General features: G+C 65.0%; 24 protein-coding genes. 7 read left to right on the forward strand and 17 right to left on the reverse strand.

The window, feature by feature from the left end; genetic code table 11:
* Positions 1 to 2 precede the first annotated feature (2 nt).
* The gene (locus ACWPW1_RS00690) at positions 3 to 920 is read left to right on the forward strand and encodes a choline ABC transporter substrate-binding protein (RefSeq protein WP_059313030.1); all 918 of its coding nucleotides are present in this window, start codon (positions 3 to 5) and stop codon (positions 918 to 920) included.
* A gap of 3 nt (positions 921 to 923) precedes the next feature.
* On the opposite strand, the gene norR is transcribed toward ACWPW1_RS00690, so the two are convergent.
* Complete coding sequence (gene norR / locus ACWPW1_RS00695; RefSeq protein ID WP_454252277.1) at positions 924 to 2,462, reverse strand: nitric oxide reductase transcriptional regulator NorR; 1,539 nt, start codon at positions 2,460 to 2,462, stop codon at positions 924 to 926.
* A 132-nt stretch (positions 2,463 to 2,594) separates the two neighbouring features.
* On the opposite strand from norR, the gene hmpA reads away from it, so the two are divergent.
* Entirely contained in the window at positions 2,595 to 3,764 is a 1,170-nt protein-coding gene (gene hmpA / locus ACWPW1_RS00700; RefSeq protein ID WP_454252278.1) for an NO-inducible flavohemoprotein, read from the forward strand.
* A gap of 87 nt (positions 3,765 to 3,851) precedes the next feature.
* Here the strand turns inward: hmpA and ACWPW1_RS00705 are convergent, their stop codons facing one another.
* Both ACWPW1_RS00705 and ACWPW1_RS00710 read right to left on the reverse strand, forming a co-directional pair.
* Complete coding sequence (locus tag ACWPW1_RS00705; RefSeq protein WP_454252279.1) at positions 3,852 to 4,079, reverse strand: DUF1161 domain-containing protein; 228 nt, start codon at positions 4,077 to 4,079, stop codon at positions 3,852 to 3,854.
* A 40-nt stretch (positions 4,080 to 4,119) separates the two neighbouring features.
* On the reverse strand, positions 4,120 to 4,335 hold the full coding sequence (locus ACWPW1_RS00710; RefSeq protein ID WP_017641514.1) for a dodecin: 216 nt from the start codon (positions 4,333 to 4,335) through the stop codon (positions 4,120 to 4,122).
* Between the two features lie 221 nt (positions 4,336 to 4,556).
* On the opposite strand from ACWPW1_RS00710, the gene ACWPW1_RS00715 reads away from it, so the two are divergent.
* Positions 4,557 to 4,880, forward strand: coding sequence for a DUF883 family protein (locus ACWPW1_RS00715; protein WP_059313034.1), 324 nt, complete (start codon positions 4,557 to 4,559; stop codon positions 4,878 to 4,880).
* Positions 4,881 to 4,919: 39 nt separating this feature from the next.
* Here the strand turns inward: ACWPW1_RS00715 and ACWPW1_RS00720 are convergent, their stop codons facing one another.
* Positions 4,920 to 5,816: a LysR family transcriptional regulator gene (locus ACWPW1_RS00720; RefSeq protein ID WP_271653499.1), complete on the reverse strand. Its 897-nt coding sequence runs from the start codon at positions 5,814 to 5,816 to the stop codon at positions 4,920 to 4,922.
* A 92-nt stretch (positions 5,817 to 5,908) separates the two neighbouring features.
* On the opposite strand from ACWPW1_RS00720, the gene trpB reads away from it, so the two are divergent.
* Both trpB and trpA read left to right on the forward strand, forming a co-directional pair.
* Positions 5,909 to 7,117: a tryptophan synthase subunit beta gene (gene trpB, locus ACWPW1_RS00725; protein WP_454252280.1), complete on the forward strand. Its 1,209-nt coding sequence runs from the start codon at positions 5,909 to 5,911 to the stop codon at positions 7,115 to 7,117.
* Entirely contained in the window at positions 7,114 to 7,920 is an 807-nt protein-coding gene (gene trpA, locus ACWPW1_RS00730) for a tryptophan synthase subunit alpha (protein ID WP_271653500.1), read from the forward strand. Before trpB ends, trpA begins: the two co-directional genes overlap by 4 nt.
* Before the next feature lie 730 nt (positions 7,921 to 8,650).
* On the opposite strand, the gene ACWPW1_RS00735 is transcribed toward trpA, so the two are convergent.
* The 5 genes from ACWPW1_RS00735 to gbcA all read right to left on the reverse strand — a co-directional run bounded on the left by ACWPW1_RS00735 (position 8,651) and on the right by gbcA (position 14,654).
* Positions 8,651 to 9,061 carry a DUF2141 domain-containing protein gene (locus ACWPW1_RS00735; protein WP_323148994.1) on the reverse strand — a complete coding sequence of 137 codons (411 nt, stop codon included), beginning with the start codon at positions 9,059 to 9,061 and terminating at the stop codon, positions 8,651 to 8,653.
* Positions 9,062 to 9,071: 10 nt separating this feature from the next.
* Positions 9,072 to 9,704: an HAD hydrolase-like protein gene (locus ACWPW1_RS00740; protein ID WP_271653502.1), complete on the reverse strand. Its 633-nt coding sequence runs from the start codon at positions 9,702 to 9,704 to the stop codon at positions 9,072 to 9,074.
* A 97-nt stretch (positions 9,705 to 9,801) separates the two neighbouring features.
* On the reverse strand, positions 9,802 to 11,427 hold the full coding sequence (locus ACWPW1_RS00745; protein ID WP_434775387.1) for a methyl-accepting chemotaxis protein: 1,626 nt from the start codon (positions 11,425 to 11,427) through the stop codon (positions 9,802 to 9,804).
* A 134-nt stretch (positions 11,428 to 11,561) separates the two neighbouring features.
* Positions 11,562 to 13,187 carry a methyl-accepting chemotaxis protein gene (locus ACWPW1_RS00750; RefSeq protein WP_454252281.1) on the reverse strand — a complete coding sequence of 542 codons (1,626 nt, stop codon included), beginning with the start codon at positions 13,185 to 13,187 and terminating at the stop codon, positions 11,562 to 11,564.
* 174 nt (positions 13,188 to 13,361) lie between these two features.
* Positions 13,362 to 14,654: a glycine-betaine demethylase subunit GbcA gene (gene gbcA / locus ACWPW1_RS00755; protein WP_059313042.1), complete on the reverse strand. Its 1,293-nt coding sequence runs from the start codon at positions 14,652 to 14,654 to the stop codon at positions 13,362 to 13,364.
* 330 nt (positions 14,655 to 14,984) lie between these two features.
* Between gbcA and ACWPW1_RS00760 the strand changes: the two genes are divergently transcribed.
* Entirely contained in the window at positions 14,985 to 16,082 is a 1,098-nt protein-coding gene (locus ACWPW1_RS00760) for a hybrid-cluster NAD(P)-dependent oxidoreductase (RefSeq protein ID WP_271653505.1), read from the forward strand.
* 127 nt (positions 16,083 to 16,209) lie between these two features.
* On the opposite strand, the gene ACWPW1_RS00765 is transcribed toward ACWPW1_RS00760, so the two are convergent.
* From ACWPW1_RS00765 to ACWPW1_RS00800, 8 genes are all read right to left on the reverse strand, one after another.
* A complete protein-coding gene (locus ACWPW1_RS00765) occupies positions 16,210 to 17,322 on the reverse strand; it encodes a response regulator (RefSeq protein WP_313648580.1) in 1,113 nt (370 codons plus the stop codon).
* Positions 17,315 to 19,072 carry an ATP-binding protein gene (locus ACWPW1_RS00770; RefSeq protein ID WP_454252282.1) on the reverse strand — a complete coding sequence of 586 codons (1,758 nt, stop codon included), beginning with the start codon at positions 19,070 to 19,072 and terminating at the stop codon, positions 17,315 to 17,317. Before ACWPW1_RS00770 ends, ACWPW1_RS00765 begins: the two co-directional genes overlap by 8 nt.
* Positions 19,065 to 20,045 (reverse strand): SpoIIE family protein phosphatase, encoded by a 981-nt coding sequence (locus ACWPW1_RS00775; RefSeq protein WP_059313046.1) that lies wholly within the window; start codon positions 20,043 to 20,045, stop codon positions 19,065 to 19,067. The genes ACWPW1_RS00770 and ACWPW1_RS00775 overlap by 8 nt, the downstream gene beginning before the upstream one ends.
* A complete protein-coding gene (locus ACWPW1_RS00780; protein ID WP_434775390.1) occupies positions 20,042 to 20,395 on the reverse strand; it encodes an ATP-binding protein in 354 nt (117 codons plus the stop codon). The genes ACWPW1_RS00775 and ACWPW1_RS00780 overlap by 4 nt, the downstream gene beginning before the upstream one ends.
* 4 nt (positions 20,396 to 20,399) lie before the next feature.
* Positions 20,400 to 20,822 (reverse strand): STAS domain-containing protein, encoded by a 423-nt coding sequence (locus tag ACWPW1_RS00785; protein ID WP_059316792.1) that lies wholly within the window; start codon positions 20,820 to 20,822, stop codon positions 20,400 to 20,402.
* 13 nt (positions 20,823 to 20,835) lie between these two features.
* Entirely contained in the window at positions 20,836 to 21,675 is an 840-nt protein-coding gene (locus ACWPW1_RS00790; RefSeq protein ID WP_271653508.1) for an STAS domain-containing protein, read from the reverse strand.
* Positions 21,676 to 21,787: 112 nt separating this feature from the next.
* Positions 21,788 to 22,051 (reverse strand): PepSY domain-containing protein, encoded by a 264-nt coding sequence (locus ACWPW1_RS00795; protein ID WP_007160186.1) that lies wholly within the window; start codon positions 22,049 to 22,051, stop codon positions 21,788 to 21,790.
* A 75-nt stretch (positions 22,052 to 22,126) separates the two neighbouring features.
* Positions 22,127 to 23,092 (reverse strand): CHAD domain-containing protein, encoded by a 966-nt coding sequence (locus ACWPW1_RS00800; RefSeq protein WP_434775391.1) that lies wholly within the window; start codon positions 23,090 to 23,092, stop codon positions 22,127 to 22,129.
* A gap of 197 nt (positions 23,093 to 23,289) precedes the next feature.
* On the opposite strand from ACWPW1_RS00800, the gene pap reads away from it, so the two are divergent.
* Complete coding sequence (pap, locus tag ACWPW1_RS00805) at positions 23,290 to 24,774, forward strand: polyphosphate:AMP phosphotransferase (protein ID WP_059313051.1); 1,485 nt, start codon at positions 23,290 to 23,292, stop codon at positions 24,772 to 24,774.
* Positions 24,775 to 24,846: the final 72 nt, after the last annotated feature.

The raw sequence follows: 24,846 nt of genomic DNA on the forward strand, positions 1-24,846 counted from the left end.
CCATGAAACACGGAATCATCGCTACGTTCACGCTGGCCCTGGTCAGCCTGTCGGCCCAGGCCGAGGATCAGGCCTGCGGAACGGTTCGCCTGGCCGATCCCGGCTGGAGTGACATCGCCGCCACCAATGCCCTCACCGGGGCGGTGCTGACGGCGCTGGGCTACACCAGCAAGGTCGATACCCTGGCGGTGCCGATCATCTACGGCGGCATGCGCAACGGGCAGGTGGACGCCTTCCTCGGCAACTGGATGCCGGCACAGCAGGCGCACTATGACCAGTTCGTGAAGACCGGCCAGGTGACCGAGCTGGCGCAGAACCTGGTCGGTACCGAATTCACCCTGGCCGTGCCCACCTATGTCTGGGAGGGCGGAGTGAAGAGCTTCGACGATCTGGCCAAGCATGCCGACAAGTTCGGCAAGAAGATCTACGGCATCGGGGCCGGTGCGCCGGCCAACCAGTCGTTGCAGAAGATCATCCAGGACAACGAATTCGGCCTGGGCAGCTGGCAGCTGGTGGAGTCCAGCGAACAGGCCATGCTGTCCCAGGTAGGGCGCGCGGTGAAGCGTGACAAGTGGGTGGTCTTCCTTGGCTGGACCCCGCACCCCATGAACGTCGACTACCCGATCAAGTACCTGACCGGGGGTGACAAGTACTTTGGTACCGCCGGTACGGTGAACACCCTGACACGCAAGGGCTACGCCGAGCAGTGCCCCAATCCGGCCCGGCTGCTGACCAACATGAAATTCACCCTGGACATGGAAAACGCCATCATGAGCGCCGCACGGGACAAAGGCGGCAGCTATGACACCGCCGCCAAGGCCTGGCTCAAGGCCCATCCCCAGGTGCTGGAGCCCTGGCTGCAGGGGGTCACCACCCGCGACGGCCAGCCCGGCCTGCCGGCGGTGCAGAAAGCCCTCTGAGGGCTACCTGAGGCCGAGCCGGCGCGCCAGGCGGGCGAGGTTGGCGCGGTCCAGCCCCAGGGCGGCGGCGGCCAGGGTCCAGTTCTGGCCATGCTGTTCCAGGGCCAGGGTGATGGTCTGGCGCTGGAAGGCGTCGGTGGCGTCACGCAGAGAGGTGGCGGGGACCACGGGATCGTCACTGGGCAGGGGCGCGGCATCCAGCGGCAAGCCGAGCTGCTCGCCGTCCAGGGTCAGGATGCCGCCACGCTCCGCGCTGCCGGCATGGGCCTTGAGCGCCGCGCGGCTGATGAGGTGGGAGAGCTCGCGCACATTGCCGGGCCAATCGTAGGCCAGCAGGATGCGCTGCGCCGCGGGGGTCAGGCGCAGGCCGCGCAGCCCCAGTCGCGCGCGATTCTGTTCCAGGTAGAAGCCCGCCAGCAGCAGGACGTCGCGCCCGCGCTCGCGCAAGGCGGGTACCGCCAGGGGGTAGACGCTCAGGCGATGATAGAGATCGGCACGAAAGCGCCCGTCACGCACGGCGTCGGCCAGGTCGCGATTGGTGGCGGCGATGATGCGTACGTTCACCTTGAGATCGCGATCCGAGCCCAGGCGCTGCAGTTGGCCGCTCTGCAGCACCCGTAGCAGCTTGGCCTGCACCGTCAGAGGCAATTCGCCGACCTCATCGAGAAACAGGGTACCGCCGTCGGCCAGTTCGAAACGCCCACGGCGCTCGCTGATTGCGCCGGAAAAGGCGCCGCGCACATGGCCGAAGAGTTCGCTTTCCACCAGCGCCTCGGGCAGGGCCGCGCAGTTGAGGCTGATCAGCGGCCGCTGCTGGCGCAGGGAGCGCGCATGCACCGCCTCGGCCACCAGTTCCTTGCCGACCCCGGTTTCGCCGGTGATGAGCACCGCCAGGTCGCTGGCCGCCACGGTCTCGATCTCCTGGCGCAGCCGCAGGCTGGCCGGACTCTGGCCGATGAGTTCGCGGGGCCGCTGATGCCCCACCGATTGCTGGTAGGCCACGGTCAACTCGTGCTCGCTCACGATGCGGGCTGACAACTGGCCGATGCGCTCGGCGGCGGCCACGGTGGCGGCGGCCAGGCCGGCGAAGGCGGCGAGGGTGGTGAGATCCTCGGGGCGGGCATTCTGCGCCCGCAGCGAATCCAGGGTCAGCAGTCCCCAGAGCTGGTCCTGCACATAGAGTGGACAGCCCAGGCAGTCATGGACCTCCAGGTGCCCGTGCACGCCTTCCAACAGGCCGTCGTAGGGATCGGGCAGGTCGCAGTCGGTGGCGAAGCGGGTTGGGGTGCGGCTCGCCAGCAGCAGCGCCAGGCGGGGATGCTCGCCGACCTTGAAGCGGCGTCCCAAGGTATCGGCATTCAGGCCACGCACCGCCAGGGGCACCAGCACCTCGCCGTCCAGGCGCAGCAAGGCCACCGCATCGAAAGTCAGCACCTGGCGCAAGGCGTCGAGCAGGCTGGCATAGCGCTGCTGATCGGGCAGATCGCGGGCCAGATCCGCCACCAGCGGTACCATCACATCGAGCAGGGTGGGACGAGTCAATTTGACCTCGGCGAGTCATGGAGACCTGGTCATTATGACCGCTCGGCAGGGCAAAGGCCTGATCTAGCGCAGTTTTTTAGCTGGCACGACTCGTGATACGGCCAGGGCAGTCCTGTTTTGGAGAACCCTGCCATGCTGTCATCCGAGCAACAAGCCATCATCAAGGCCACCGTTCCTCTGCTGGAAACCGGCGGTGAAGCCCTGACCCGGCATTTCTACGACAAACTGCTGAACAACAACCCTGAGATCCGCCCGCTGTTCAACGGCGCCCACCAGGCCAGCGGTGCCCAGGCGCGAGCATTGGCCCGGGCAGTGCTGATGTACGCCCGCTACATCGATCGCCTGGATACCCTGGGACCGCTGGTCGAGCAGATCGTCAACAAGCACGTCTCCCTGCAGGTCCAGCCGGATCACTATCCGCTGGTGGGCATCGCCCTGCTGCAGAGCATTCGCGAGGTGCTGGGCACCGAGGTGGCCACCGATGCGGTGATCGACGCCTGGGCCGCAGCCTATGGCCAGTTGGCCAATCTGCTGATCGGCGCCGAAGAGCAGCGCTATGCGGCCCAGGCCGATGCGCCTGGAGGCTGGCGCGGCGGACGCCCGTTCCGCATCGCGCGGATCGAGCCGGAAAGCGAAGAGATCAGCTCCTTCTACCTGGAACCGGTGGACGGCCTGCCGACCAGCATCGCCCAGCCCGGCCAGTATCTGGGCCTGAGCGTCACCCTGGACGGCATCGAGTACCGGCGCAACTATTCGATCTCGGCGACCAGTGAGGGCCGGGGCTATCGCATCAGCGTCAAGCATCAGCCGGGTGGCCTGGTCTCGCGCTTCCTGCACACCGATGCCCATGAAGGCACCGTACTGCAGGTCTTCGCTCCCGCTGGCGAGTTCGTTCTGCAGGCGTCGACCAAGCCCCTGCTGCTGATCGCCGGGGGCGTCGGCATCACGCCACTGCTGCCCATGGTGTCGGCAGCCCTGCCGAGCGGGCGACCGATCCAGCTGATTCACTGTACCCGCCATGTCGGGGTGCAGGCCTTCGGTCACTGGCTCGAAGAGCAGGCCACCCATCATCCGCAACTGCAGCTGTACTTCTGCTACAGCGAGCCGGTAGCCGAGGAAGCCTTCGCTTCGCGACTGGACAAGACGCGGCTGCAGCGCTGGCTGCCCAAGGCCCGCGACCTGGACGCCTATATACTTGGCCCACAGCCGTTCATGGCCCAGGTACGCCGTGACCTGCTGGAACTGGGCGTACCGGAGCAGCAGATTCGCCACGAGTTCTTCGGGCCCGCGGCGGAGCTCTGAAAATGAAACGCCCGCAGCCAGTTGGCCGCGGGCGTTTTGCCAAGTGCTCAAGGATGCCACTCAATGGCGGCACCTTTTAGCCAGGGTTTAGCGACGCTGGTAGACGATTTCCTTGCTACCACCTTCGCAACTGCCCACCACCTTGGCGGAAGCGCTGGCGCTGCCCTTGTCCACCACCTCAAGACTGTAGTGCGCCACCTGCTTGGCCTGCAGCTTGGCATCGATATCGGCCTTGACCGTGTCGCACGAGGTGCCAGCGGCGAAGGCACCGCCGCTCAGGGCCAACAAACCGACGGTGATCACGACTTTACGCATCTTGCCTGTCCTTTTGCTCGGGGAGGAAAGAGGTATCAGCTCAGCTGGCTTCGATACGGAAGCCGATCTTCAGGGTGACCTGGTAGTGGGCTACCTTGGCATCCTGGATATGGCCACGGATCTCGCCCACTTCGAACCACTCGAGGTTCTTCACCGACTTGGAGGTCTCGGCGAGGGCGTTGTTGATGGCGTCCTCGACGCTGGTAGTGGAGGAGCCAACGATTTCCAGCTTCTTGTAGGTGTGATGATCGGACATGAACAGTCTCCTGGGTCAGCAATGACGGGCGTTGCAGCCGGTGGCCGGCTACCGGTTGACCGGTGTCGCGGTCGACTCGCCGGGAAGGGTGCCGCTGTCATTTGAGGCCGCGAAAAGCCCTGATAAGTTCACTGCCCAGGTGCCAGCCCAGGGCTTTATGCTGCACTTTCCAACGGCTCGGTAGTCACATTTCCTGAATCCGTCCACCTCAGGAGGTTGTCATGGCCCGTAACACCGATTACCAAGCGTCCATCGCCGGCATCGAGAACGAAATCAACAGCCTGCTCGACTCGCTGGCATCGTTGAAGAAGAATGCCGCTCGCGAATCCCGCAGCGGTCTGAACACCTTCAAGAGCACCGCTCGCGAAGCCCTGCATCACTCGGGTGATTCGCTGGAAGAGGTCTATGATGACGTGCGCCGCCTGACCCGCCAGTATGGCCGGGCTGCCGGTGGTGTCGCCCGCGAACATCCCTGGGCCACCGTTGGCATTGCCGCCGGCGTGACCATCCTGGTCGGCTGGGCGCTGCTGCGCGGCGACAACTGATCGCCTGCCAAAGGCATCCCGGCCGGGATGCCTTTGGCCTCAGGACCCGGCCAGCTCCCGTCTGAGCCAGGCGGCCAATCGCTCCACCCGCTCATCCGCCAACCGGCCAGGCGCCCACAGCGCCAATTCCGCACCGGTCCCGGCGAAACCCCAGGGCGCGACCAGTCGCCCCGCCTTGAGATCCGCCGCCACCAGTGGCTCCGGCGCGATCGCTACCCCCAGTCCCGACAACGCCGCCTCCAGCAGGTAATAGAGGTGCTCGAAGCCCTGCCCGTATTCCAGCGCCGGTGTTTCCAGGCCCTGGGTGGCGAACCACTGTGGCCAGGCCTGGGGCCGCGACAGGGTGTGCAGCAGCCGCTCCGCCAACAGCGCCGAGAGGTCGCCTTCCTTGAGTCTCAGATAGGCGGGACAGTAGGGGCTCAGCACCGGACCGATACGCTCAGGCGCCAGGTGGTAAGGCATGACGTCCTGTGGTGGCGCGCTTTCGGTGAACAGCAGGCTGGCGTCCAGGCCGGCGGCGGCGAGGGGGGTGTCGTCGGTACGGGTCGACAGGTGCAAATGCAACTCCGGCAGATCTCTATTGAGCCGATCCAGCCGTGGAATGAACCAGCGCGCTACCAGACTGCCGGGGCAACCCAGCACGAAGGGCCCCTGGCGATTGCCGGCCTTGAGTTCGGCACAGACCTCGCGCAGCCGCTCGAAGACATCGCCACTCACCTCGCGCAATCTCAGCCCGGCCTCGGTCAGCGCCAGGCCGCGGCCCTCGCGCCGGAACAAGGCCACGCCCAGCTGTTCCTCCAGCGCACGTATTTGCCGACTCACGGCGCCATGGGTCACATGCAGCTCGTCACCGGCACGACTCATTCCGCCCAGGCGGGCAGTGGCCTCGAAGGCGCGCAGGGCATTCAGTGGTGGTAAGTCGCGGGGATCGCTCATCTGTGAGGTTTCCTGACAGGTCATCGCGATCTTATCGATTTATCACCGGTACTCAAGCAGGTAAGGTAGATCCATCTTCGCAGGAGAATCCCATGACCCAGACCGCTTATCGCCAGGGCCCCGACGCTCAAGGCATGTTCGGCCAGTTCGGTGGCCGCTATGTCGCCGAAACCCTGATGCCGCTGATCCTAGATCTGCAGCGCGAATACGAGACCGCCATGGAAGATCCGGCGTTTCTCGAGCAGCTGGCCTATTTCCAGCGCGACTACATCGGCCGGCCCAATCCGTTGTACTTCGCCGAGCGCCTGACCGAGCACTTCGGTGGCGCCAAGATCTATCTCAAGCGCGAAGAGCTGAACCACACCGGCGCGCACAAGATCAACAACTGCATTGGCCAGATCCTGCTGGCCAAGCGCATGGGCAAGACCCGCATCATCGCCGAGACCGGTGCCGGCATGCACGGTGTGGCCACCGCCACCGTGGCCGCGCGCTTCGGCCTGCCCTGCGTCATCTACATGGGCACCACCGACATCGATCGCCAGCAGGCCAACGTCTTCCGCATGAAGCTGCTGGGCGCCGAGGTGATTCCAGTCACCGCCGGTACCGGTACCCTCAAGGACGCCATGAACGAGGCCCTGCGCGATTGGGTGACCAATGTCGCCGACACCTTCTACCTGATCGGCACCGTGGCCGGTCCGCACCCCTATCCGGCCATGGTCCGCGACTTCCAGGCGGTGATCGGCCGTGAGACTCGCGCGCAGATCCTGGAAAAGGAAGGGCGTCTGCCCGACAGCCTGATCGCCTGCGTCGGCGGTGGCTCCAATGCCATGGGCCTGTTCCACGAGTTCCTCGATGACACCGACGTCGCCATCGTCGGCGTCGAAGCCGGTGGTCACGGCGTAGACACCAACAAGCACGCCTCCAGCCTCAACGGCGGGGTACCCGGAGTGCTGCACGGCAACCGCACCTTCCTGCTGCAGGACGACGACGGCCAGATCATCGACGCCCACTCCATTTCCGCTGGCCTGGACTATCCCGGCATCGGCCCGGAGCACGCCCACCTGCACGATGTGCAACGGGTGGAATACGTACCGATCAACGATGACGAGGCGCTCACCGCCTTCCACCAGACCTGCCGCCTGGAAGGCATCATCCCGGCGCTGGAATCCGCTCACGCCCTGGCCGAGGCCTACAAGCGCGCTCCGCACCTGCCCAAGGACCACCTCATGGTGATCTGCCTCTCGGGCCGCGGCGACAAGGATATGCAGACCGTGATGAGCCACCTGGGAGACAAGCTATGAGCCGCCTGGAAACCCGCTTCGCCGCGCTGAAGGCCGAGGGCCGCGCGGCTCTGGTCACCTACACCACCGCAGGCGACCCGGACTATGACACCGCCCTGGCGATCCTCAAGGGCCTGCCGGCGGCCGGTGCCGACGTCATCGAACTGGGCATGCCCTTCACCGATCCCATGGCCGACGGTCCGGCCATCCAGGCTGCTGCCCTGCGTGCCCTGCAAGGTGGCCAGAACCTGGCCAAGACCCTGGAGATGGTGCGGGACTTCCGCCGCGAAGAGCGGGAGACACCACTGGTGCTGATGGGCTACTACAACCCCATCCATCGCTATGGCGTGGAGCGCTTTCTGGCTGAAGCCGCCGAGGCTGGCGTGGATGGCCTGATCGTGGTCGATCTGCCCCCCGAGCATGACGCCGAGCTGGCGCTGCCCGCCCAGGCCGCCGATATCGACTTCATTCGCCTGACCACGCCGACCACCGATGACGCCCGCCTGCCGCGAGTGCTCAATACCAGTTCCGGTTTCGTCTATTACGTTTCCGTCGCCGGCGTGACCGGGGCCGGTTCGGCTACCACGGAGCATGTCGAGGCTGCTGTGGCACGTCTGCGCCGCTTTACCGACCTGCCCCTGGCGGTCGGCTTTGGTATCCGTACTCCGGAACAGGCCCGGGTGATCGCTCGGATTGCCGATGGCGTAGTGGTGGGCTCGGCTTTCGTCGATCAGATCGCCAAGGCCGAATCTTCCGGTGCCGCCATCGATGGCGTGCTCGGGCTCTGCAAGCAGCTGTCGGATAGCGTGCGCACCGCGCGTTGAGCATGCACCTGCGCTTCAAAAAGACCGCTTAGGCGGTCTTTTTTTATGCTTGAACGACCCTGGGCCTGTGTATAACTCTGTGGGCAGTCTGTTCGCTATAGACGCAAAGGCCCGTGCCAGAAGGCCTGCGGCAGGGTTTGCCTTGTTGATCGAATTCGGTACGCGCTGATCAGATCAGTCAACCCGCGTACGAAAGCGTCCTTTGCCGTCATTGCCTGACAGGTAAAGGCTGTGGATAAGCCTTGGGCAAGTTGTCAGCAACTCGAAGGATGGAAGCCAGGCTAAAATCGATCAAAAAATAGCCAATACGGAACGGCTCGGATGAAGAGCGGAGTGACGCCGCCAGAGCCCGGTTTCCCACATCTACTGTGTGCGTGCCTGTGGAAAAGATGTGGGACCCACCCTGTAGGCCAGGGTTGGCAAGGCTTGCAGAGGATCGTACAAAAAATGATCAATTCATTTTCGAGGGTTTTCCACAACCCACAATAGAGTTGCATAGGCCTGTGGATAGGTTGTTCGTTCTGTCCTGAAGGCCATGACTGACGCGGCTTGCAGAGAATTGATCAAATAATGACCAGTTTCTTGGCGTATTCTCAAGTCAAGGGATTTCTTGCGTAGGCCCAGAGAGTTATCCACTCTTGTTCAGCGCGTAGCTTAGCCATCTCCGCTAAACGACCTGTGGGTAAGTCTGTTGATTTTCTGTTTGGAAGCCTGTGCATGAAGCCACTCGCTAGCGCAGCGTCACCTGTTGCTGCAGGCCAGCCGCTGGCAGGGTAAAGGCACATTCCTCGAAGGTGGCCATGCGCATGCGTAGCGGCGGATTGTTGCTGTAGCCGTATTGTTCGGTGGGCATGCCGATGAAATTGGTATCCAGCGTGCTGTTGCTGTTGCTGTCGTGGATGACCGATACGGCATAGCGCCCGGGTGGCAGCTCGAAGCGCTGTTGCTGGACACCTGGCTGGGCGGCGATATGGGCCTGGGCCACGGGTGTCTTGTGTTCCTTCCAGGCGTCTTCGCTGGCGAACACCGCCAGCAGCAGCTGGCCCCCCGAGGCATCGACCGTCTCCACTCGCACCTGCAGTTCGGCGGCGTGCAGCACACCGCTCAGACAGAGACCAGCGACCAGCAACAGAGACTTCATGGGCATTCCTTCAGCAGGGAGAGGACGTCAGCCGGAGCAGCTCGGCTGGCTGTTCGAAAAAGAGATCGGGGCGCTGCGCTCGTAGGGTGGTCGGGCAACCATAGCCCCAGGCCACCGCAGCACAGCCCAGACCCGCGCGGCGCGCGGCCTGGAGATCGCGTAGCTCGTCGCCCACATAGAGCGCATCGGCCGGCGCGACGCCCTGCCGGCGGATCAGGCGCGCCAGGCGCCGCGCCTTGCCCAGCAGGGGAATATCGAATTCGCCATCGGGGAACAGATGTCCGGCCTGGGGCAGTACCTGGTGGACCGCGGCGGCGGAATTGGAGGTCGCCAGCCCCAGCTGCAGTCCGCTGGTCTGCAACCGGTCGAGTGCCTGGGGGATCTCGGCGAAGGGAGCGACCTGGTCGCCCCGCTGGGCCAGCAGGCGGCGATAGTGACGGGCGATCCGCGGTACGCGCCACAGCGGGATGCCCAGGCTGTCGAGCAGGCCGGTCAGGGAGGCGGCGCGCAGCTGCGGCCACTCCTCCGGCGCCGGCTGGCGAAAGCCATGGGTCCGCGCCAGCTCGCCGAGGCAGCTCAGCAGAAAGGGCAGGCTGTCCGCCAGGGTGCCGTCGAAGTCGAAGATGACGTAGCGGTAGCTCATGCGAGAAGGGCGCGGTGGGCGAAGGCGCCAGCGTAGCGGGCGCCTTTCTGTTTTGCCACCGCGACCGCGTTCGGCAGGAGCGTCCCTGCCGGCCAGGTCACACGCGGAAGCGGCGGATCTGGCCGTTGAGTTCCACCGCCAGTTCGGAGAGCTGCTGGCTGGCGGCGCGGGTCTGTTCGGCGCCGGCGGCGGTCTGCACCGACAGATCGCGGATGCGCACCAGATTGCGGTCCACCTCGCGGGCCACCTGGGCCTGCTCTTCGGCCGCGCTGGCGATCACCAGGTTGCGCTCGTCGATGCCCGACACCGACTGGGCGATGGCGGCCAGGGCGGCGTTGGCCGACTGTGCCTGCTCGCGGGTCTGGCGCGCCTGGTCGGCGCTGGTCAGCAGCGCATCGACGGTCTGGCCGGTACCCTGCTGGATGCTGCCGATCATGCCTTCGATTTCGCGGGTGGACTCGCCGGTGCGATGGGCCAGGGCGCGGACCTCGTCGGCGACCACGGCGAACCCCCGACCGGCATCACCGGCACGGGCGGCTTCGATGGCAGCGTTGAGCGCCAGCAGGTTGGTCTGTTCGGCGACCGCGCGGATGACGTCCAGCACCTGGCTGATGTTGCGGGTCTGTTCGGCCAGCTGGCGGGCCTGTTCGCTGGCGCCCAGTACGTTTTCGGTGAGTACCTCGATGGCGCCCAGGGTATCGCCGAGCTGACGCTGGCCCTGACGTGCGGTATCGGCGGCCTGGCGCGATTCGGAGGAGGTGGAGGTGGCATTGCCGGCCACCTCGTCCACTGCCTGGCTCATCTCGGTGACGGCGGTGGCCGCCATCTCGATCTCGCTGTTCTGCTGCTGCAGGCCGTGGGCGCTTTCCTGCATGACCGCGGTCATTTCCTCGGCGGCCGAGGCCAGCTGAGTAGCGGAATGGCCCAGGTGACCCAGGGTATCGCGCAGGTTGGCCTGCATCTGCTGCATGGCCTGCAGCAACTGGGCGGCCTCGTCGTGACCACGGGTGTCCAGGGTCTGGGTCAGGTCGCCGCTGGCGATGGTCCGGGCGGCGGCGACGGCTTCGGCGATGGGCCGGGTCATGCTCAGGGTCAGGCGCCAGGCCAGCAGCACGGTCAGGCCCAGGGCCAGGGCGATGACCATCCAGGTGATGGAGGTGGCCTGGGTGTAGGTGTCGCTGGAGTTCTGGGAGGCGGCCTTGATGTCTTCCTGGTTGATCTTGCGCAGGGCTTCGGTGCGCTCGTTCATCTGCGCACCGAGCTGGGCCATGCTGGTCTGGATCAGGCTGCGGGCTTCGTCGAGCTTGCCAGCACCAATCAGATCGGCCAGTTGCGCGGTATAGCGGACATAGTCGCTATGGATCTGGCGCAGGGCATCGAAGGCCTGGCGCTCGCGATCGCTGCTGACGAGTTTTTCATAGCGACCGAAACCCGCACCAATGTCGGCGTTGATGCCGTCGATCTTCTTGCGCGTGTTGACGACGGTATTGGCGTCCGGAATGGCCAGCAGGCGCAGTACCTCGACTCGGGTCCGGGCGAGTTGCAGGGCCAGGTTATCGGCTTCGACGATGCTGGGAACGTTGTTGGTCTCGATTACCTGACCCTGGGTACGGATCTGCGACAGTTGCAGCAGCCCGAACAGGCCCAGACTGGCCACGAGGATGGCCAGGAGGCCGAAACACAGCACACTGCGGATGGCGATGGAGAAGGAACGAAAGGTCACGGCGGCAGCCCCGGTGAAGATTGAGGCTCTTTGTAACGGCTAGGACCGCCGTGACTTGATGGTCATTCGTCTTAAATCAGATCTAGGCACCGACACTGCGTCCGGGCTGACCATTCGCCATGTTCGACTTGCCGCTAGAAGTGGAAGCGCTGCACCTGGCCGCTGAGGGTATCCGCCAGTGCCGCCATCTGCTGGCTGGCACTGTAGGTCTGCTCGGCGCCGGCGGCGGTCTGCACCGAGAGGTCGCGGATGCGTACCAGGTTGCGATCCACTTCACGGGCCACCTGGGCCTGCTGCTCGGCAGCGCTGGCGATCAGCAGGTTGCGTTCGTCGATGCCGGATACCGCACCTGCGATGGCAGCGAGGCCGGCATTGGCCGCCTGGGCCTGTTCCCGGGTCAGGCGTGCCTGATCGGCACTGCTCAGCAGCGCATCGACGGTCTGGCCAGTGCCCTGCTGGATACTGCCGATCATCTTCTCGATCTCGCTGGTCGAGTCCCCGGTGCGCTTGGCCAGGGCCCGTACCTCGTCGGCCACCACGGCAAAGCCGCGGCCCGCCTCACCGGCTCGGGCGGCCTCGATGGCGGCGTTGAGCGCCAGCAGATTGGTCTGCTCGGCCACCGCACGGATCACGTCCAGCACCTGACTGATGTCGCGAGTCTGGCTTTCCAGCTCACGGGCCTGGGCACTGGCGCCGAGGACCTGGTCGGTGAGGGCTTCGATGGCTCCGAGGGTCTCATCCAGCTGGCGCTGGCCCTGGGCCGCCGTCTGGGCGGCCTCGCGCGACGCGGTGGAGGTCGAACCGGCATTGCCGGCGACCTCTTCGACCGCCTGGCTCATCTCGGTGACGGCGGTGGCCGCCAGCTCGATCTCGCTGTTCTGCTGGCGCAGGCCGTGGGCGCTTTCCTGAGTCACCGCGGTCATCTCCTCGGCGGCCGAAGCCAGCTGAGTGGCCGAATTGCCAATGTGCGCGAGGGTCTCGCGCAAGTGGGTCTGCATCTGCTGCATGGCCTGCAACAGCTGGGCCGCCTCGTCCCTACCACGGCTATCGAGCGCCTGGGTCAGATCACCCGCGGCGATGGTACGGGCTGCCGCCACTGCCTGGGCAATGGGGCGGGCGACGCTACGTGTCAGGCGCCAGGCGAGCAACCCGGTGAGGGTCAGAGCCAGCAGGATCGCCAGCCCGGTCACGCCGTTTGAGCGCTCATAGGCGGTATCGGCCTCGGTACTGGCAAGATGGATATCCTGCTGAACCGCGTTGCGCAGCGTCTCGATGCAGGCATTCATCCGGATACCCAGCTGTGCCATGCTCTGCTGGACTACCTGGCGCGCCTCGGCCATCTGGCCGGCACTGGCCAGGTCAGCCAGTTGCCGCACGCCCTGCATGTATTCCCGGTGCACCTGGCGCAGATCGTCCAGTGCCTGCCGGCTCTGTGGCGATAGCGCACCTTGCTGATAGCGCCCGAAGGCGGCCTGGACGTCGGTACTCAGGCCGTCCAGCTTCTTGCGGGTGTTGGCCAGGGTTTCGGCATCGGGCATGGCCAGCAGACGCAGGGTTTCGATGCGGGTTCGCGCCAGCAGCAGTCCCAAATCATTAGCAGCGACGAGCGTGGGAATATGGCGCTGTTCTACCTGGTGCCCCAACTGGCGGATTTGCGCCAACTGGAACCAGCCGAACAGGCCGAGGGCGGCGACAAGCGTCGCAAGAATGCCAAAACAGAGCAGATTGCGAGTAGCGATGGACAGCGAGCGAAGAGTCATGATGAGCCTGTGGAAGAGGGTACAAAATATGACCAGGCTCACAACTTTATGTGATGTTTTAGAATAAAGACGCGAAATAAGGGTGCGTCAAAAAACCGCATTGCCATAAAGACAGATTATTGAAATGCCCATGGAGCCCTTGCGGCTCCATGGGCGATGAAAGACCAACCGTCTTCAGTCGCCGCTGACCTGGCGCAGATGGCCGGCTGGCGCCTCTTCGCCGAGGTTGTTGAGCAGGCGCTCGCTGTACCAGTCGATGAAGTTGATCACGCCGAATTCGTAAGTCTTTGAGTAGGGACCCGGCTGGTAGGCCTTGGAGTTGATACCGCGCTGGTTTTCCTCGGCCAGGCGACGATCCTGGTCGTTGGTGGCATCCCAGACCTTGCGCAGGTTGACCGGATCGTAGTCGACGCCTTCCACGGCATCCTTGTGTACCAGCCACTTGGTGGTCACCACGGTCTCGGTCGGACCCAGCGGCCAGACGGTGAAGACGATCATGTGATCGCCCATGCAGTGGTTCCAGGAGTGCGGCAGGTGCAGGATGCGCATGGAACCCAGGTCCGGGTCCTTGATGCGACCCATGAGTTTCTTGCAGCCGGGCTTGCCGTCCAGGGTCATGGACACGGTACCGGCGAGCAGCGGCATGCGCACGATGCGGTTACGCAGGCCGAAGCTGGCGTGGGCATAGGGGATGTTGTCGGCGTCCCAGCGACTGGTGCAGGCGGCGACCTGATCCTTGAACGCCTGGGAGGCACGCGGATCGGTGACGTCGTCCCATTCCAGCAGGGTGTTCAGCAATTCGGGGTGGGAGCCGCTGCAGTGATAGCACTCGCGGTTGTTTTCCAGCACCAGCTTCCAGTTGGCCTGCTCGACCAGGTCGGTACGCACCGCGACCTTGGCGTTCTCCATGTCGTACGGCTCCATGTAGTGCTCGAGCGTACGCAGGAAGTCATCGATGGCCGGCGGTTCATCGGCCAGGGAGATGAAGATGTAGCCGCCAGCGGTCTTGACGTGGATCGGCTTGAGGTTGAAGTCGGCCATGTTGAAGTCGGCGCCCATCTCGGTGCCGGCGAACAGCAGGCGGCCGTCCAGCTCGTAGGTCCACTGGTGGTAGGGGCAGACCAGCTTGGCGACCTTGCCCTTGTCGCTCACGCAGAGGCGCGAGCCGCGGTGACGGCAGACGTTGTGGAAGGCGTGGATCTTGCCCTCGGCGCCACGGATCACCAGGATGGGGTTGTCGCCCAGCTGCAGGGTGATGAAGTTGCCCTTGGTGGGGATCTCGCAGGTCATGCCGGCGATCAGCCATTCCTTGCCGAAGATCTCCTGCATGTCGATCTGGAACAGGCGCTCGTCGTTGTAGAAGGGCTGGGGCAGGGAATAGGTGCGCTCGCGGGTGCGCAGCATCTCGGCCGTGGCCTTGCGGGCCGGATCGAGAGGGTCGCCCAAACTCAAGGTGCTGACGTCCATCGTACATCCTCGTGGCCACCGCGATGGGTGGCGAAAGTGGTTGGTCACGGTACTGCAAGGCTTTTTCGGCCGACGGGGCGGGAGCGCCGAATGATCCCAGACTTCGCCCGTCGCGCGCTGTTCAGGTTCGGCTTGGGGCGGAGTGTGGGGCCGGAGCTGGGAGAGGGCCTTGCTCATGGGCGACATGGCCGACGCTGTTCACGACGCCCCAGCCCTTGCCGTTGCTGGGCCGGTCGCCATCGGCATGTGGATGTCGCGATTGGGAAAGTGGCGGTCGTGGGGCCCTCACAGAATCGCCGCCAATAGCCCCAGTGGCAGTCGAGGTGCGCCATGAACACTTTCATCAACCCTGTTACCACCCAGACCTGGACCAATGGCCGCCATCCCGTGCGCTGCGTCAAGGTGATCCAGGAAACCTGGGACGTGCGCACCTTCTGCTTCACGGCCGAAATTCCGCTGATGTACTTCTTCAAGCCGGGCCAGTTCGTGACCCTGGAACTGGAGATCGATGGCAAGCAGGTGATGCGTTCCTACACCATCTCCAGTTCGCCTTCGGTGCCCTACAGCTTCTCCATCACCGTCAAGCGCGTGCCGGGCGGCCTGGTGTCCAACTGGCTGCACGACAACCTCAAGGTCGGTGAGAACCTGGCCGTGCATGGCCCGGTCGGCCTGTTCAACGCCATCGACTACCCGGCCGACAAGGTGCTCTACCTCTCCGGCGGCGTCGGTATCACCCCGGTGATGTCCATGGCGCGCTGGTTCTACGACACCAACGCCAGCGTCGACATGGTCTTCGTGCACAGCGCCCGCACCCCGCGCGACATCATCTACCAGGGCGAGCTGGAGCACATGGCTGCCCGGATCGACAACTTCGCCCTGAACCTGGTGTGCGAGCGCACCGAGCACGGCGAATCCTGGGCCGGCTTCCGTGGCTACTTCGATCGCCGCATGCTGGAGCTGATGGCACCGGACTTCCGCGAGCGCGAAATCTTCTGCTGCGGCCCCACGCCCTACATGAACGCCGTCAAGGCCATGCTCCGCGAGCTGGACTTCGACATGACCCGCTACCATGAGGAATCCTTCGGTGCGACGCCGCCGGAAGCCAAGGTCGAGGCCGCCGAACAGGCCGAAGCCGCCGCCGACCTGCCGCCGATTCCCCTGGAAGCCCAGTGCCTGATCTCCTTCACCGAGAGCGACAAGAGCGTCAGCATCGGCCCTGGCGAGACCATCCACGGCGCCGCGGCCAAGCTTGGCCTGCACATTCCCAAGGCCTGCGGCATGGGCATCTGCGGGACCTGCAAGGTACTCAAGAAGAGCGGCGAGGTGGTCATGGACCACAACGGTGGCATCACCGAGGAAGATGAAGCCGAAGGCTACATCCTGTCCTGCTGCAGCATTCCGAAGGGGGATGTGCAGATCGAGTTCTGAGGGCAAGGGTAGGTTGGGCTGAGACAGCTTCATTGTCGAAGCCCAACAAGGCAGGGTGCCGTGGTGGTGTTGGGTTTCGCTGCGCTCAGCCCAACCTACAACCAGCGGTACCGCGTCCCGAAAACCGCTAGGCCAGCCGCAACGGCAGGTGCAGGGTAATGATCACCTCGCCCGCGCCGTTGGCGAAGCGCGCCTCGCCACCAAAGCTCTCGCTGAGCGCCTTGACGATGGGCAGGCCCAGACCCCAACCGCGTTTGTCGCTGCGGGTGGAGATGAAATAGGGCGTGGCCAGATTGGCCAGGACCTCGTCGGGGAACTGGCCGAGGTTGCGCAATTCCAGCACCACCCGCTCCCCGATCCGCTGCTGGCGCACCTGAATCGGCGTACCGCTCTGGCCATGCTTGGCGGCGTTGAGCACCAGGTTGTCGAAGATACGCAGGAAGGCGTACCTGTCCCAGAGCACCTCCAGCTCGGGCGTCTCCAGCTGGAGGTCGAGCGCGTTGCTGAATTGCAGGCGCAGATTGGCCGCCGCCTCTTCCAGCAGCGGCCCCAGCACCAGGGGATCGCCGTTGAGACGGACGCCGCCGCCCAGACTCATGTGACTGATGTCCAGCACGTCGGTGATCATCTGGTTCATCCGCTGCAGATTGTCGTGCAGCGTCTGCAGGAGATCGTCGGTACGCCGCGCCGGACTGCGCTGCATCAGGTTGACCACCATGGTGGCGGCGGTGAGCGGTGAGCGCAGGTCATGGTTGAGCGATCTCATGAAGCGTTCGAGCATGACCTTTTCCGCCTGCAGATTCTCGCTGCGGGCGATGGCCGAATTGCGCTGCTGCTCCATGTGTCCGACCCGGGAACTGGCCTTGAGCAGGGCACCGACGGTGGCCAGCACCTCTTCCGGACTGATCGGATGGGTCAGATAGGCCTGGGCGCCGGTATTGAAGCCCTGCGCCCGGTCCAGGCCGGACACGAAGGTGGCCGAGATGTTGATGATGGCGGGCAGGCGACCCCAGCCCAGCTTGTGCTCGATGGCCTGGATCAGTTCGAAGCCGGTGGTGTCCGGCAGATTGACGTCGATGATCACCAGCTCGACCGACGCGTCGATCAGCGCCAGCCCGGCGGTGCCGCTGGCCGCTTCGAGCACCTGGTAGTGCGGCTGACCTTCCAGGATCTTGCGCAGCACATAGCGATTGGCTTCGGTGTCATCGATGATGAGGATACGCCGCACAGGGCTAGTCATTGGTCAGGCTCCGCGCCAGGGCGCAGACCTCGGCGAGCAACCGTTCGGCATGATCGGGGGCGTGCTTGAACAGGATGGCGCGGCAATAGTCCTGCAGCCGCAGGCGACCGGCCTCGTCCAGTGGCTGGGCGGTGTTGATCAGCACCCGGCGATGCATGCTCCAGTCCATGCTGGCGAGCAGGTCTTCGCCATTGATGTCCGGCAGATCGAGGTCGAGGATGATGATGTCCGGGCGCACGGCATTGAGGCGATCCAGGCTGCTACGGGCGCTGTCGGCCTCCAGCAGGACCGGGTTGAGGCGTTCGAGGGTGCGACGGACCAGATAGCGATCGCCTTCGTTGTCTTCGATCACCAGCACGGTCAGATTGCTGAGATCCAGTTCCTGCCCGGCCTCCGCGTCACTGACGTAGCGACGGGGCAGCCGCAGGGTGAAGCGACTGCCCCGTCCGACCAGGCTGTCGAGGGACAATTCGCCCTTGAGCAGCACGGCCAGGCGCTGGGCCAGGGGCAGGCCCAGGCCGGTGCCTTCGATATGGGTCAGGTGCGGCGAGCGGATGCGCTCGAACTCCTCGAAGATCTTCTGCTGGTCTTCCTCGGCGATGCCGATCCCGCTGTCTTCCACCAGGAATTCCAGGGTGGCGTCGTCCGGCTGGAACACCTGGATGCGCACCTGCCCCCGGGGGGTGTACTTGAAGGCGTTGGAGATCAGATTGCGCAGCACCTGGAACAGCCGGCTCTCGTCGGTTTCCAGCAGCACCTCCGCCGGCGGCGGGGCGACGCTGAAGCTGACCTGGGGATAGCGCGGCGCCAGGGCCATGGCGAACTGGTCGAGGCGCTCGATGAAGGCGCCCAGCTGGAACGGCTGGGGCACGATGGTCAGGCGGCCGGACTGCACCTCGGCCAGCGCCAGCAGCTCGCTGACCAGATTGGCCAGCTCCAGCGCGGCGTCGCTGATGAAGCGCACCTGGCGCTGCTGCTCGGCATTGAGCGCGCCATCCACGCCACTGGCGAGCAGCTTGGCGACGTTCTCGATGATGTTGATCGGGGTGCGGAATTCATGGGTCATGTTGGAGAAGAAACGGGTCTTCGCCTCGCTGGCCTCCTTGAGTTCCTGGGTAGCCTTTTCCAGTTCCGAATAGAGCGCCACCACGCCCTGATTGGTGTTTTCCAGCTCCTTGTTGGTGACCTCCAGCTCCGACTGGCGCAACTGCAGCTCGGTGTTGGTCAGCAGCAGCTCTTCGCTCTGCAGGCGGATCTGCTGATAGGGATCGGGCGGCGTACTGCCTTGCAATTCGACGACCAGGGCGCGCAGCAGGTCCTGCTCGGGCCAGGGCCGCGGCGCCTGGTACTTGCAGGCGGTGATCCGGGTGCCGGCAGGGGAGGTCTGGAGATCGAACTCTTCGAACAGCCGCTGGGCGCCGCGCAGGCCGATGCCCATGCCGGTGCTGGAGCGATAGCTGCCGTCGCGGATGGCCTCCAGCTCGGCGATACCCGGGCCCTGGTCGAGGGCGCGGACCTGCAGCCCTCGCAGTCGCTGGTCGTCGCCGCGCAGCAGGGCGAAGTCGAACTGGCCGCTGCCCGCGTACTGGTGGATGTTGCGCGCCAGCTCGGAGACCGCGGTAGCCAGGCGGATCTGCTCCAGTACCGGCCATTCCAGGGCCGCGGCCAGGCGTTTGGCCGCCTGGCGGCAGTGCACGATGTCCTGCTCGCTGCGCAAGGGAAGGGTCAGCAGGGGCAGGGCGTCAGACATGCTTGAGTACCAAAACGGTGGCATCGTCGGAAAGACGCCGGAAGTCACGATGCAGGAGCGCTGCGATCAGCGCGGGATGGCGCGCCCCGAGCCCGGAGTGCTCGCCCAGGCCGACCTTGGAGGTCAGTCCGTCGGAGTTCAACACCAGCAGGGTGCCTGGCGTCCAAGGGTAGGTGAAGGTCTGGATCCGACCGATCCGGTAGCCCAGGGTGCCATTGTTGGACACCAGACTGCGCGAGGTGTTGCCGAGCAGGCGCCCGGCGATGTTGCCGATGCCACAGAAGCTCACCTGACCCTGATCGGGGTCCAGCTCGGCGAGGGCCAGGGCCGCGCCGCGGGTTTCCATCAGGGCCTGATGCAGATTTTCCATCAGCCGCTGCAGGGGCAGGTGCGTGCCCTGGCGCAGGAACAGCTCCCGCGCCCGGCGACTGGCCGCGGCGGCCTGCTGGCCGTGTCCCAGGCCATCGCATACCAGCAGGCGACGCCCGCTGACCGCCCAGGTGTCGCCACAGACCTGCTCCTCGGGGTGTGGTGTGCAGAGGGCGCCATGCTGCAGACGGGTACTGGGTGCCCCAGCGAGATGAAAGCGCGCCAGCACCACGGTCCCTTGACCCGGTCGCGAGTGGATATCGAAGACATCGGATTGCCGGCGGATCGCGCCGAGACCTGCCCCCAGGGTGGCCGCGGTGCTGTAGTGATCGGTCAGGCAGCGGGCGACGTCGTGCATGCCCGGGCCACGATCAACCGCCAGGACGTCGAGCACGCCTTCGGCGCCCAGGGTCGCGAAGAGTTCGCCGTGACCGGCATGGCGGATCAGGTTGTAACCCAGTTCCTGAGCGACGATGGTCAGCCGCCCGAGCAGGGTTTCGTCGGTGGTGACGGTGCCCGCCAGCCGCACCAGGGCGCGCCGCGCGGCATCGACATGGACCGTGCTGGTCACCGGCAGCACCAGGCTGCACGGCTGCTCGTTCATCGCCACTTCCACAATTCGACGGTCGTGCCCTGGCCGGGCTGGCTATCGATATGGAAGTCGTCCACCAGCCGTCGCGAACCGGAGAGCCCCAGCCCCAGGCCCTTGCCCGAGGTGTAGCCATCGACCATGGCGCGGTCGAGGTCGGCGATGCCCGGACCGTTGTCGCGGATCACCAGACGGATCGCCGGCTTGCCGGCCCGCACCGTCTCCTCGATCAGGCATTCGCCGCCCAGGCCGTAGACCAGGCCATTGCGCGCGATCTCGCTGGCCGCGGTGACGATCTTGGTCTGGGAGATCAGCCCCAGACGGATGGTTTCGGCGACCTTGCGCACCTGCTGACGGATCAGCACGATGTCAGTCTCCTGGCGGAGTGGAAGCGTCTGCATCTTCGCCACTCTCTGACTCCTCCAGCGATTCGTCGTCGGCGACCATGGCTTCCAAGCGGCGCATGCCCTTTTCCATGTTCAGCGCCGTGGCGATGCCATCCAGCGACAGCCCCAGTTCCACCAGGGTGATGGCCACCGCCGGCTGCATGCCGACCACGATCACCTTGGCATCGAGGATGCGCGATACCTGGGCGATATGGGACAGCATCCGGCCAATGAAGGAATCGACGATTTCCAGGGCCGAGATGTCGATGAGCACGCCCTTGGCCTTATGCCGGACGATCTGCTCGGTGAGGTCTTCCTGCAGGTCCAGCGCCAGCTGGTCGTGCATGTCCACCTGGATGCTCAGCAACAGGAAGGGACCCAGTTTGAGGATGGGAATCCGGTCGATCATGGCGGGCTCCTCAGCGCGCGGTCGGGGCGGCCAGGCGCACGCCCTGCTGGCGCAAGGCCAGGCGGAAGGCATCGGCCAGGGACGCCTTGGTGATCACATCGCCGAGTTCCACGCCCAGGTGGACGATGGTGGCGGCGATCTGCGGGCGGATGCCGCTGATGATGCACTGGGCGCCCATCAGCCGCGCGGCGGTCACGGTCTTGAGCAGGTGCTGGGCGACCATGGTATCCACCGTGGGCACACCGGTGATGTCGATGATGGCGATGTCGGATTCGGTCTGGACGATCTTTTCCAGCAGCGACTCCATCACCACCTGGGTGCGGTTGCTGTCCAGCGCGCCGATCAACGGAATGGCCAGGATGCCGTCCCACAGCTCCACCACGGGGGTGGACAGCTCCAGCATGCTTTCCTGCTGCTCGCGGATCACCGTCTCGCGACCCGTCATGTAGCTTTCCATGCTGTACAGGCCGAGGTCGTCGATCAGCCGGGTGGCGGCCCAGATTTCGGCGAGGGGATCGTCACACTCGTTCTGGATCAGGGTGAACAGCGGTTCCTTGAGCGAGAAGACGAAGGTCGCCGTCTGCGAAGGTGTCAGGCCCGCCCGGCTCTGGTCGAAGGAGAAGCGCTCCAGCAGCGCCCGTACCGGCTGCCAGTGCGGCTCGCGCAGGTCCCCGAGACCCTGGGCCGCGGCTACCGTGATCCGCCGCAGGAACTCGGCGGAATTGGCCAGGATGGTGGTTTCGTCGAGCAGGTCGACGCGCATGCCGGCGGCGCGCTGGGCGCCGATCCAGGCGTCGAGCAGCGCCCGCTCGTGGGTGCGCAGCAGCTCGACCAAAGCGGTACTGTACATGGAGGTTCCTAGGTGAAGAAAGGTGGCTCAGGACGGGCCGACCGGACGAAGAGGGTGCGGGAGGAGATGGTAGGGCGAAGGGGACCTGGCCGTATGGCCAGATCCCGAGAAATCACATGTCCATCTTTTCCTTGGTGATCTTGCCGGTCTTGGCGTCGGCATGGAAGTCGTACTTCATACCATCTTTCTTCATGCCTTCGCCTTCCCACTGACCGTCATCGGCTTCGATCTTGGTGATCGAGGTATAGCCCTGCTCCATGAGCTTGGACTTGACGTCGTTCATGGGCATCCAGTCAGCACCGGGCTGGTCGGCCAGGGCCGCGGTGCTGGCCAGGACGGAACAGGCAAACAGGGAAGCGAGCAGCTTGGATTTCATCGCGCGAGACCTCGTCGTGGTGGTATGTCCTGGCTTGGACCACCACCACGGGCGACAAATCCCCCGAGCAGGCCCTCAGGTACGGGATTCTTCGACCAGATGCGGCAGCAATCCAGCCGGTGCCGCCTTGGATTTGCCCTTGGCCTTGCGGGGTGCATAAGGGTGGCTGGCCAGGCGCCAGAGATCGCGCCAGCGCTCGGCGAGGGTAGTGGGCTTGTCGAGGTAGAGGCGCAGGCCCAGGGAAAAGGCTTTCACCTGCAGGTGCTGGCGCTGCAAGGCCAGGCTTTCGCCGATGGCCTGGCGGGTGTTGCTGGCGCCGAACAGCGTCGGCTCGCTTTCCAGCAGCTGCTGCATCACCGCCAGGTCGTGGTCGTCGCCCAGGTATTCCGAGAGGCGCTTGAGGCTCTTCTGGCGCGTCTTGAACTCCGCCGGCCAGGCCGCGGCGAGCAACTGGGTGTGGTACCAGTGATCCTTCACCCGCTTGCGCCAGTCGTGCAGGGTCTCGTCGGTGGGCTTGTCGCGGGCGGTCTTGAGCGCCTGGCGCCCGGCCTTGTAGTTGTCTTCCAGTCCTCGGGTGAAGAGGGCGAAGCCCTTTCCGGAAAGTTTCCAGCCGGCTACCTCCTCGCGCAGGGCCGCCAGTTCGTCGAGCAGTTCGGGATGACCGCTGGCCGCGGCGATCTGCTGGTCGGCGCGCTCCTGCAGGCGCTGGCGCACGCGCTTCATGGCGGGCGAGGCGAAACGCTTGCGATCGGACTCGCCCAGTTTGTCCCAGCTCTCCACCAGGGCGGCGCTGTCGCGGAGCGAAGAGAGCTCGCGGCCCAGGTCGCGCAGGCGCCGGTTGCGACTGGCGAAGGCCCGCTTGCCGAGGGCGCCGTGCAGCAGACGCAGCAGGGCACGCAATTCCTTGAGGCGCTTGCGCGTCTCGTGCACCCCCTTGGGGGTCCCGCTCGCCAGCGACGCTTCAGCCTGGACCAGACGATCCGTCACCACTCGGCGGACTTCCTCGTCAGCCGGTTGCCGCGCATCGAAACGAAAGGCCATCGAACTCTCCTCAATAGATAGACTGCAGCACCCGCTAGCGCGGGAGCGTAATGGTGTGAAGACCACTGCAACAGCCGTAGATGCCAAATTTCATTTAATCGTCATATTGCCGTCATGGAAATCCGCGCCGGGCACGGTCTGCTGCAGAGCCGGTCAGAAGGGCTATAGTTGCCCGACCACCTAGCGAGGAGATCCGGATGTTCGAAGCCGCCGAGAACGAACACCTGCTCGACGAGGCCACCTACGATGCCAAGCTGCCCAAGCTGCGCGAGGCACTGCTGGCCGCCCAGTACGAACTCAAGGCGCAGGGGCGTTTCCCGGTAATCGTGCTGATCAATGGCATCGAGGGCGCTGGTAAGGGCGAGACGGTCAAGCTGCTCAACGAGTGGATGGATCCGCGTCTGATCCGGGTCGAGACCTTTCTGCAGCCCACCGTCGAGGAGCGCCAGCATCCGCCTGCCTGGCGTTACTGGCAGCGGCTGCCGGGCAAGGGCCGGACCGGTGTCTTCTTCGGCAACTGGTACAGCCAGATGCTGCACGCGCGGGTCAACAAGGAGCTCAGTCGCTTCGAGCTGGACGCCGCCATCGACCAGGCGGAGCGCTTCGAGCGGATGCTGGCGGACGAGGGCGCGCTGATCCTCAAGTTCTGGTTCCACCTGTCCAAGAGCCAGCTCAAGCAGCGTCTGAAGCACCTCAAGAACGATCCCCGCCTGGGCTGGAAGCTTAGTCCGCTGGACTGGCGCCAGGCCCGGGTCTACGACCGTTTCGTCAAGCAGGGCGAACGCGTGGTGCGCCGCACCCATCACGACTACGCCCCCTGGCACGTGGTGCCCGGCTTCGACGAGCGTTTTCGCAGCCTGACCGTCGGCACCGTGCTGCTCAAGGCCTTGCAGCGCGCCCTGGCCAACAAGCCGCGCAAGCAGCGCCGGGCCGCCGCCGTGGTGTCGCCGCCGGTGGATGGTCGCGGTGTGCTGGAGGCCATGGACCTGACCCAGCGCCTGGACAAGGCCGACTACAACGATCAGTTGCTCGCCGAACAGGCGCGCCTGGCCCGGCTGCTGCGCGACAAGAAGTATCGCCGCCACGCCCTGGTGGCGGCCTTCGAGGGCAATGACGCCGCTGGCAAGGGCAGTGCCATCCGCCGCGTCACCGGCGCCCTGGACCCACGCCAGTACCGCATCGTCCCGGTCGCCGCGCCCAGCGACGAGGAACTGGCCCAGCCCTATCTCTGGCGCTTCTGGCGGCACATCCCGCGGCAGGGCAACTTCACCATCTTCGATCGTTCCTGGTACGGCCGGGTGCTGGTGGAGCGGGTAGAAGAATTGACGCCCATGGCCGATTGGCAGCGCGCCTATGGCGAGATCAACGAATTCGAGGAACAGCTCCACGACGCTGGCATCGTGCTGGCCAAGTTCTGGCTGGCCATCGACCAGGACACCCAGCTGGAGCGTTTCCGCGCCCGCGAGGAAACACCCTTCAAGCGATTCAAGATCACCGAGGACGACTGGCGCAATCGCGACAAGTGGGATCTCTACAGCCAGGCCGTCAACGACATGGTGGTGCAGACCAGCACGGCCATCGCGCCCTGGACGCTGGTGGAGGCCAACGACAAGCGATTCGCGCGGGTCAAGGTGCTAAGGACACTCAATGAGGCGTTGGAAAGGGCGTATGACAAGGGCTGAGTGAAGCCCGGCTTTCGGTAAAAGCGGTTGCTCAGCTCGTTATCGTGCTTTGGGGATACTTTTGTTTCGCCC

The sequence above is a fragment of the Pseudomonas sp. Marseille-Q7302 genome, assembly GCF_965111925.1.

Coding starts and splice junctions, on each gene's coding strand:
- ACWPW1_RS00800 (WP_434775391.1), bottom strand. CDS start 23,092: ATGGCCTTTCGTTTCGATGCGCGGCAACCGGCTGACGAGGAAGTCCGC.
- ACWPW1_RS00750 (WP_454252281.1), bottom strand. CDS start 13,187: ATGACTCTTCGCTCGCTGTCCATCGCTACTCGCAATCTGCTCTGTTTT.
- ACWPW1_RS00715 (WP_059313034.1), top strand. CDS start 4,557: ATGGCCCGTAACACCGATTACCAAGCGTCCATCGCCGGCATCGAGAAC.
- ACWPW1_RS00705 (WP_454252279.1), bottom strand. CDS start 4,079: ATGCGTAAAGTCGTGATCACCGTCGGTTTGTTGGCCCTGAGCGGCGGT.
- ACWPW1_RS00795 (WP_007160186.1), bottom strand. CDS start 22,051: ATGAAATCCAAGCTGCTCGCTTCCCTGTTTGCCTGTTCCGTCCTGGCC.
- ACWPW1_RS00735 (WP_323148994.1), bottom strand. CDS start 9,061: ATGAAGTCTCTGTTGCTGGTCGCTGGTCTCTGTCTGAGCGGTGTGCTG.
- ACWPW1_RS00720 (WP_271653499.1), bottom strand. CDS start 5,816: ATGAGCGATCCCCGCGACTTACCACCACTGAATGCCCTGCGCGCCTTC.
- ACWPW1_RS00775 (WP_059313046.1), bottom strand. CDS start 20,045: ATGAACGAGCAGCCGTGCAGCCTGGTGCTGCCGGTGACCAGCACGGTC.
- ACWPW1_RS00740 (WP_271653502.1), bottom strand. CDS start 9,704: ATGAGCTACCGCTACGTCATCTTCGACTTCGACGGCACCCTGGCGGAC.
- trpB (WP_454252280.1), top strand. CDS start 5,909: ATGACCCAGACCGCTTATCGCCAGGGCCCCGACGCTCAAGGCATGTTC.
- ACWPW1_RS00765 (WP_313648580.1), bottom strand. CDS start 17,322: ATGACTAGCCCTGTGCGGCGTATCCTCATCATCGATGACACCGAAGCC.
- pap (WP_059313051.1), top strand. CDS start 23,290: ATGTTCGAAGCCGCCGAGAACGAACACCTGCTCGACGAGGCCACCTAC.
- ACWPW1_RS00690 (WP_059313030.1), top strand. CDS start 3: ATGAAACACGGAATCATCGCTACGTTCACGCTGGCCCTGGTCAGCCTG.
- ACWPW1_RS00790 (WP_271653508.1), bottom strand. CDS start 21,675: ATGTACAGTACCGCTTTGGTCGAGCTGCTGCGCACCCACGAGCGGGCG.
- ACWPW1_RS00760 (WP_271653505.1), top strand. CDS start 14,985: ATGAACACTTTCATCAACCCTGTTACCACCCAGACCTGGACCAATGGC.
- ACWPW1_RS00770 (WP_454252282.1), bottom strand. CDS start 19,072: ATGTCTGACGCCCTGCCCCTGCTGACCCTTCCCTTGCGCAGCGAGCAG.
- trpA (WP_271653500.1), top strand. CDS start 7,114: ATGAGCCGCCTGGAAACCCGCTTCGCCGCGCTGAAGGCCGAGGGCCGC.
- hmpA (WP_454252278.1), top strand. CDS start 2,595: ATGCTGTCATCCGAGCAACAAGCCATCATCAAGGCCACCGTTCCTCTG.
- gbcA (WP_059313042.1), bottom strand. CDS start 14,654: ATGGACGTCAGCACCTTGAGTTTGGGCGACCCTCTCGATCCGGCCCGC.
- ACWPW1_RS00710 (WP_017641514.1), bottom strand. CDS start 4,335: ATGTCCGATCATCACACCTACAAGAAGCTGGAAATCGTTGGCTCCTCC.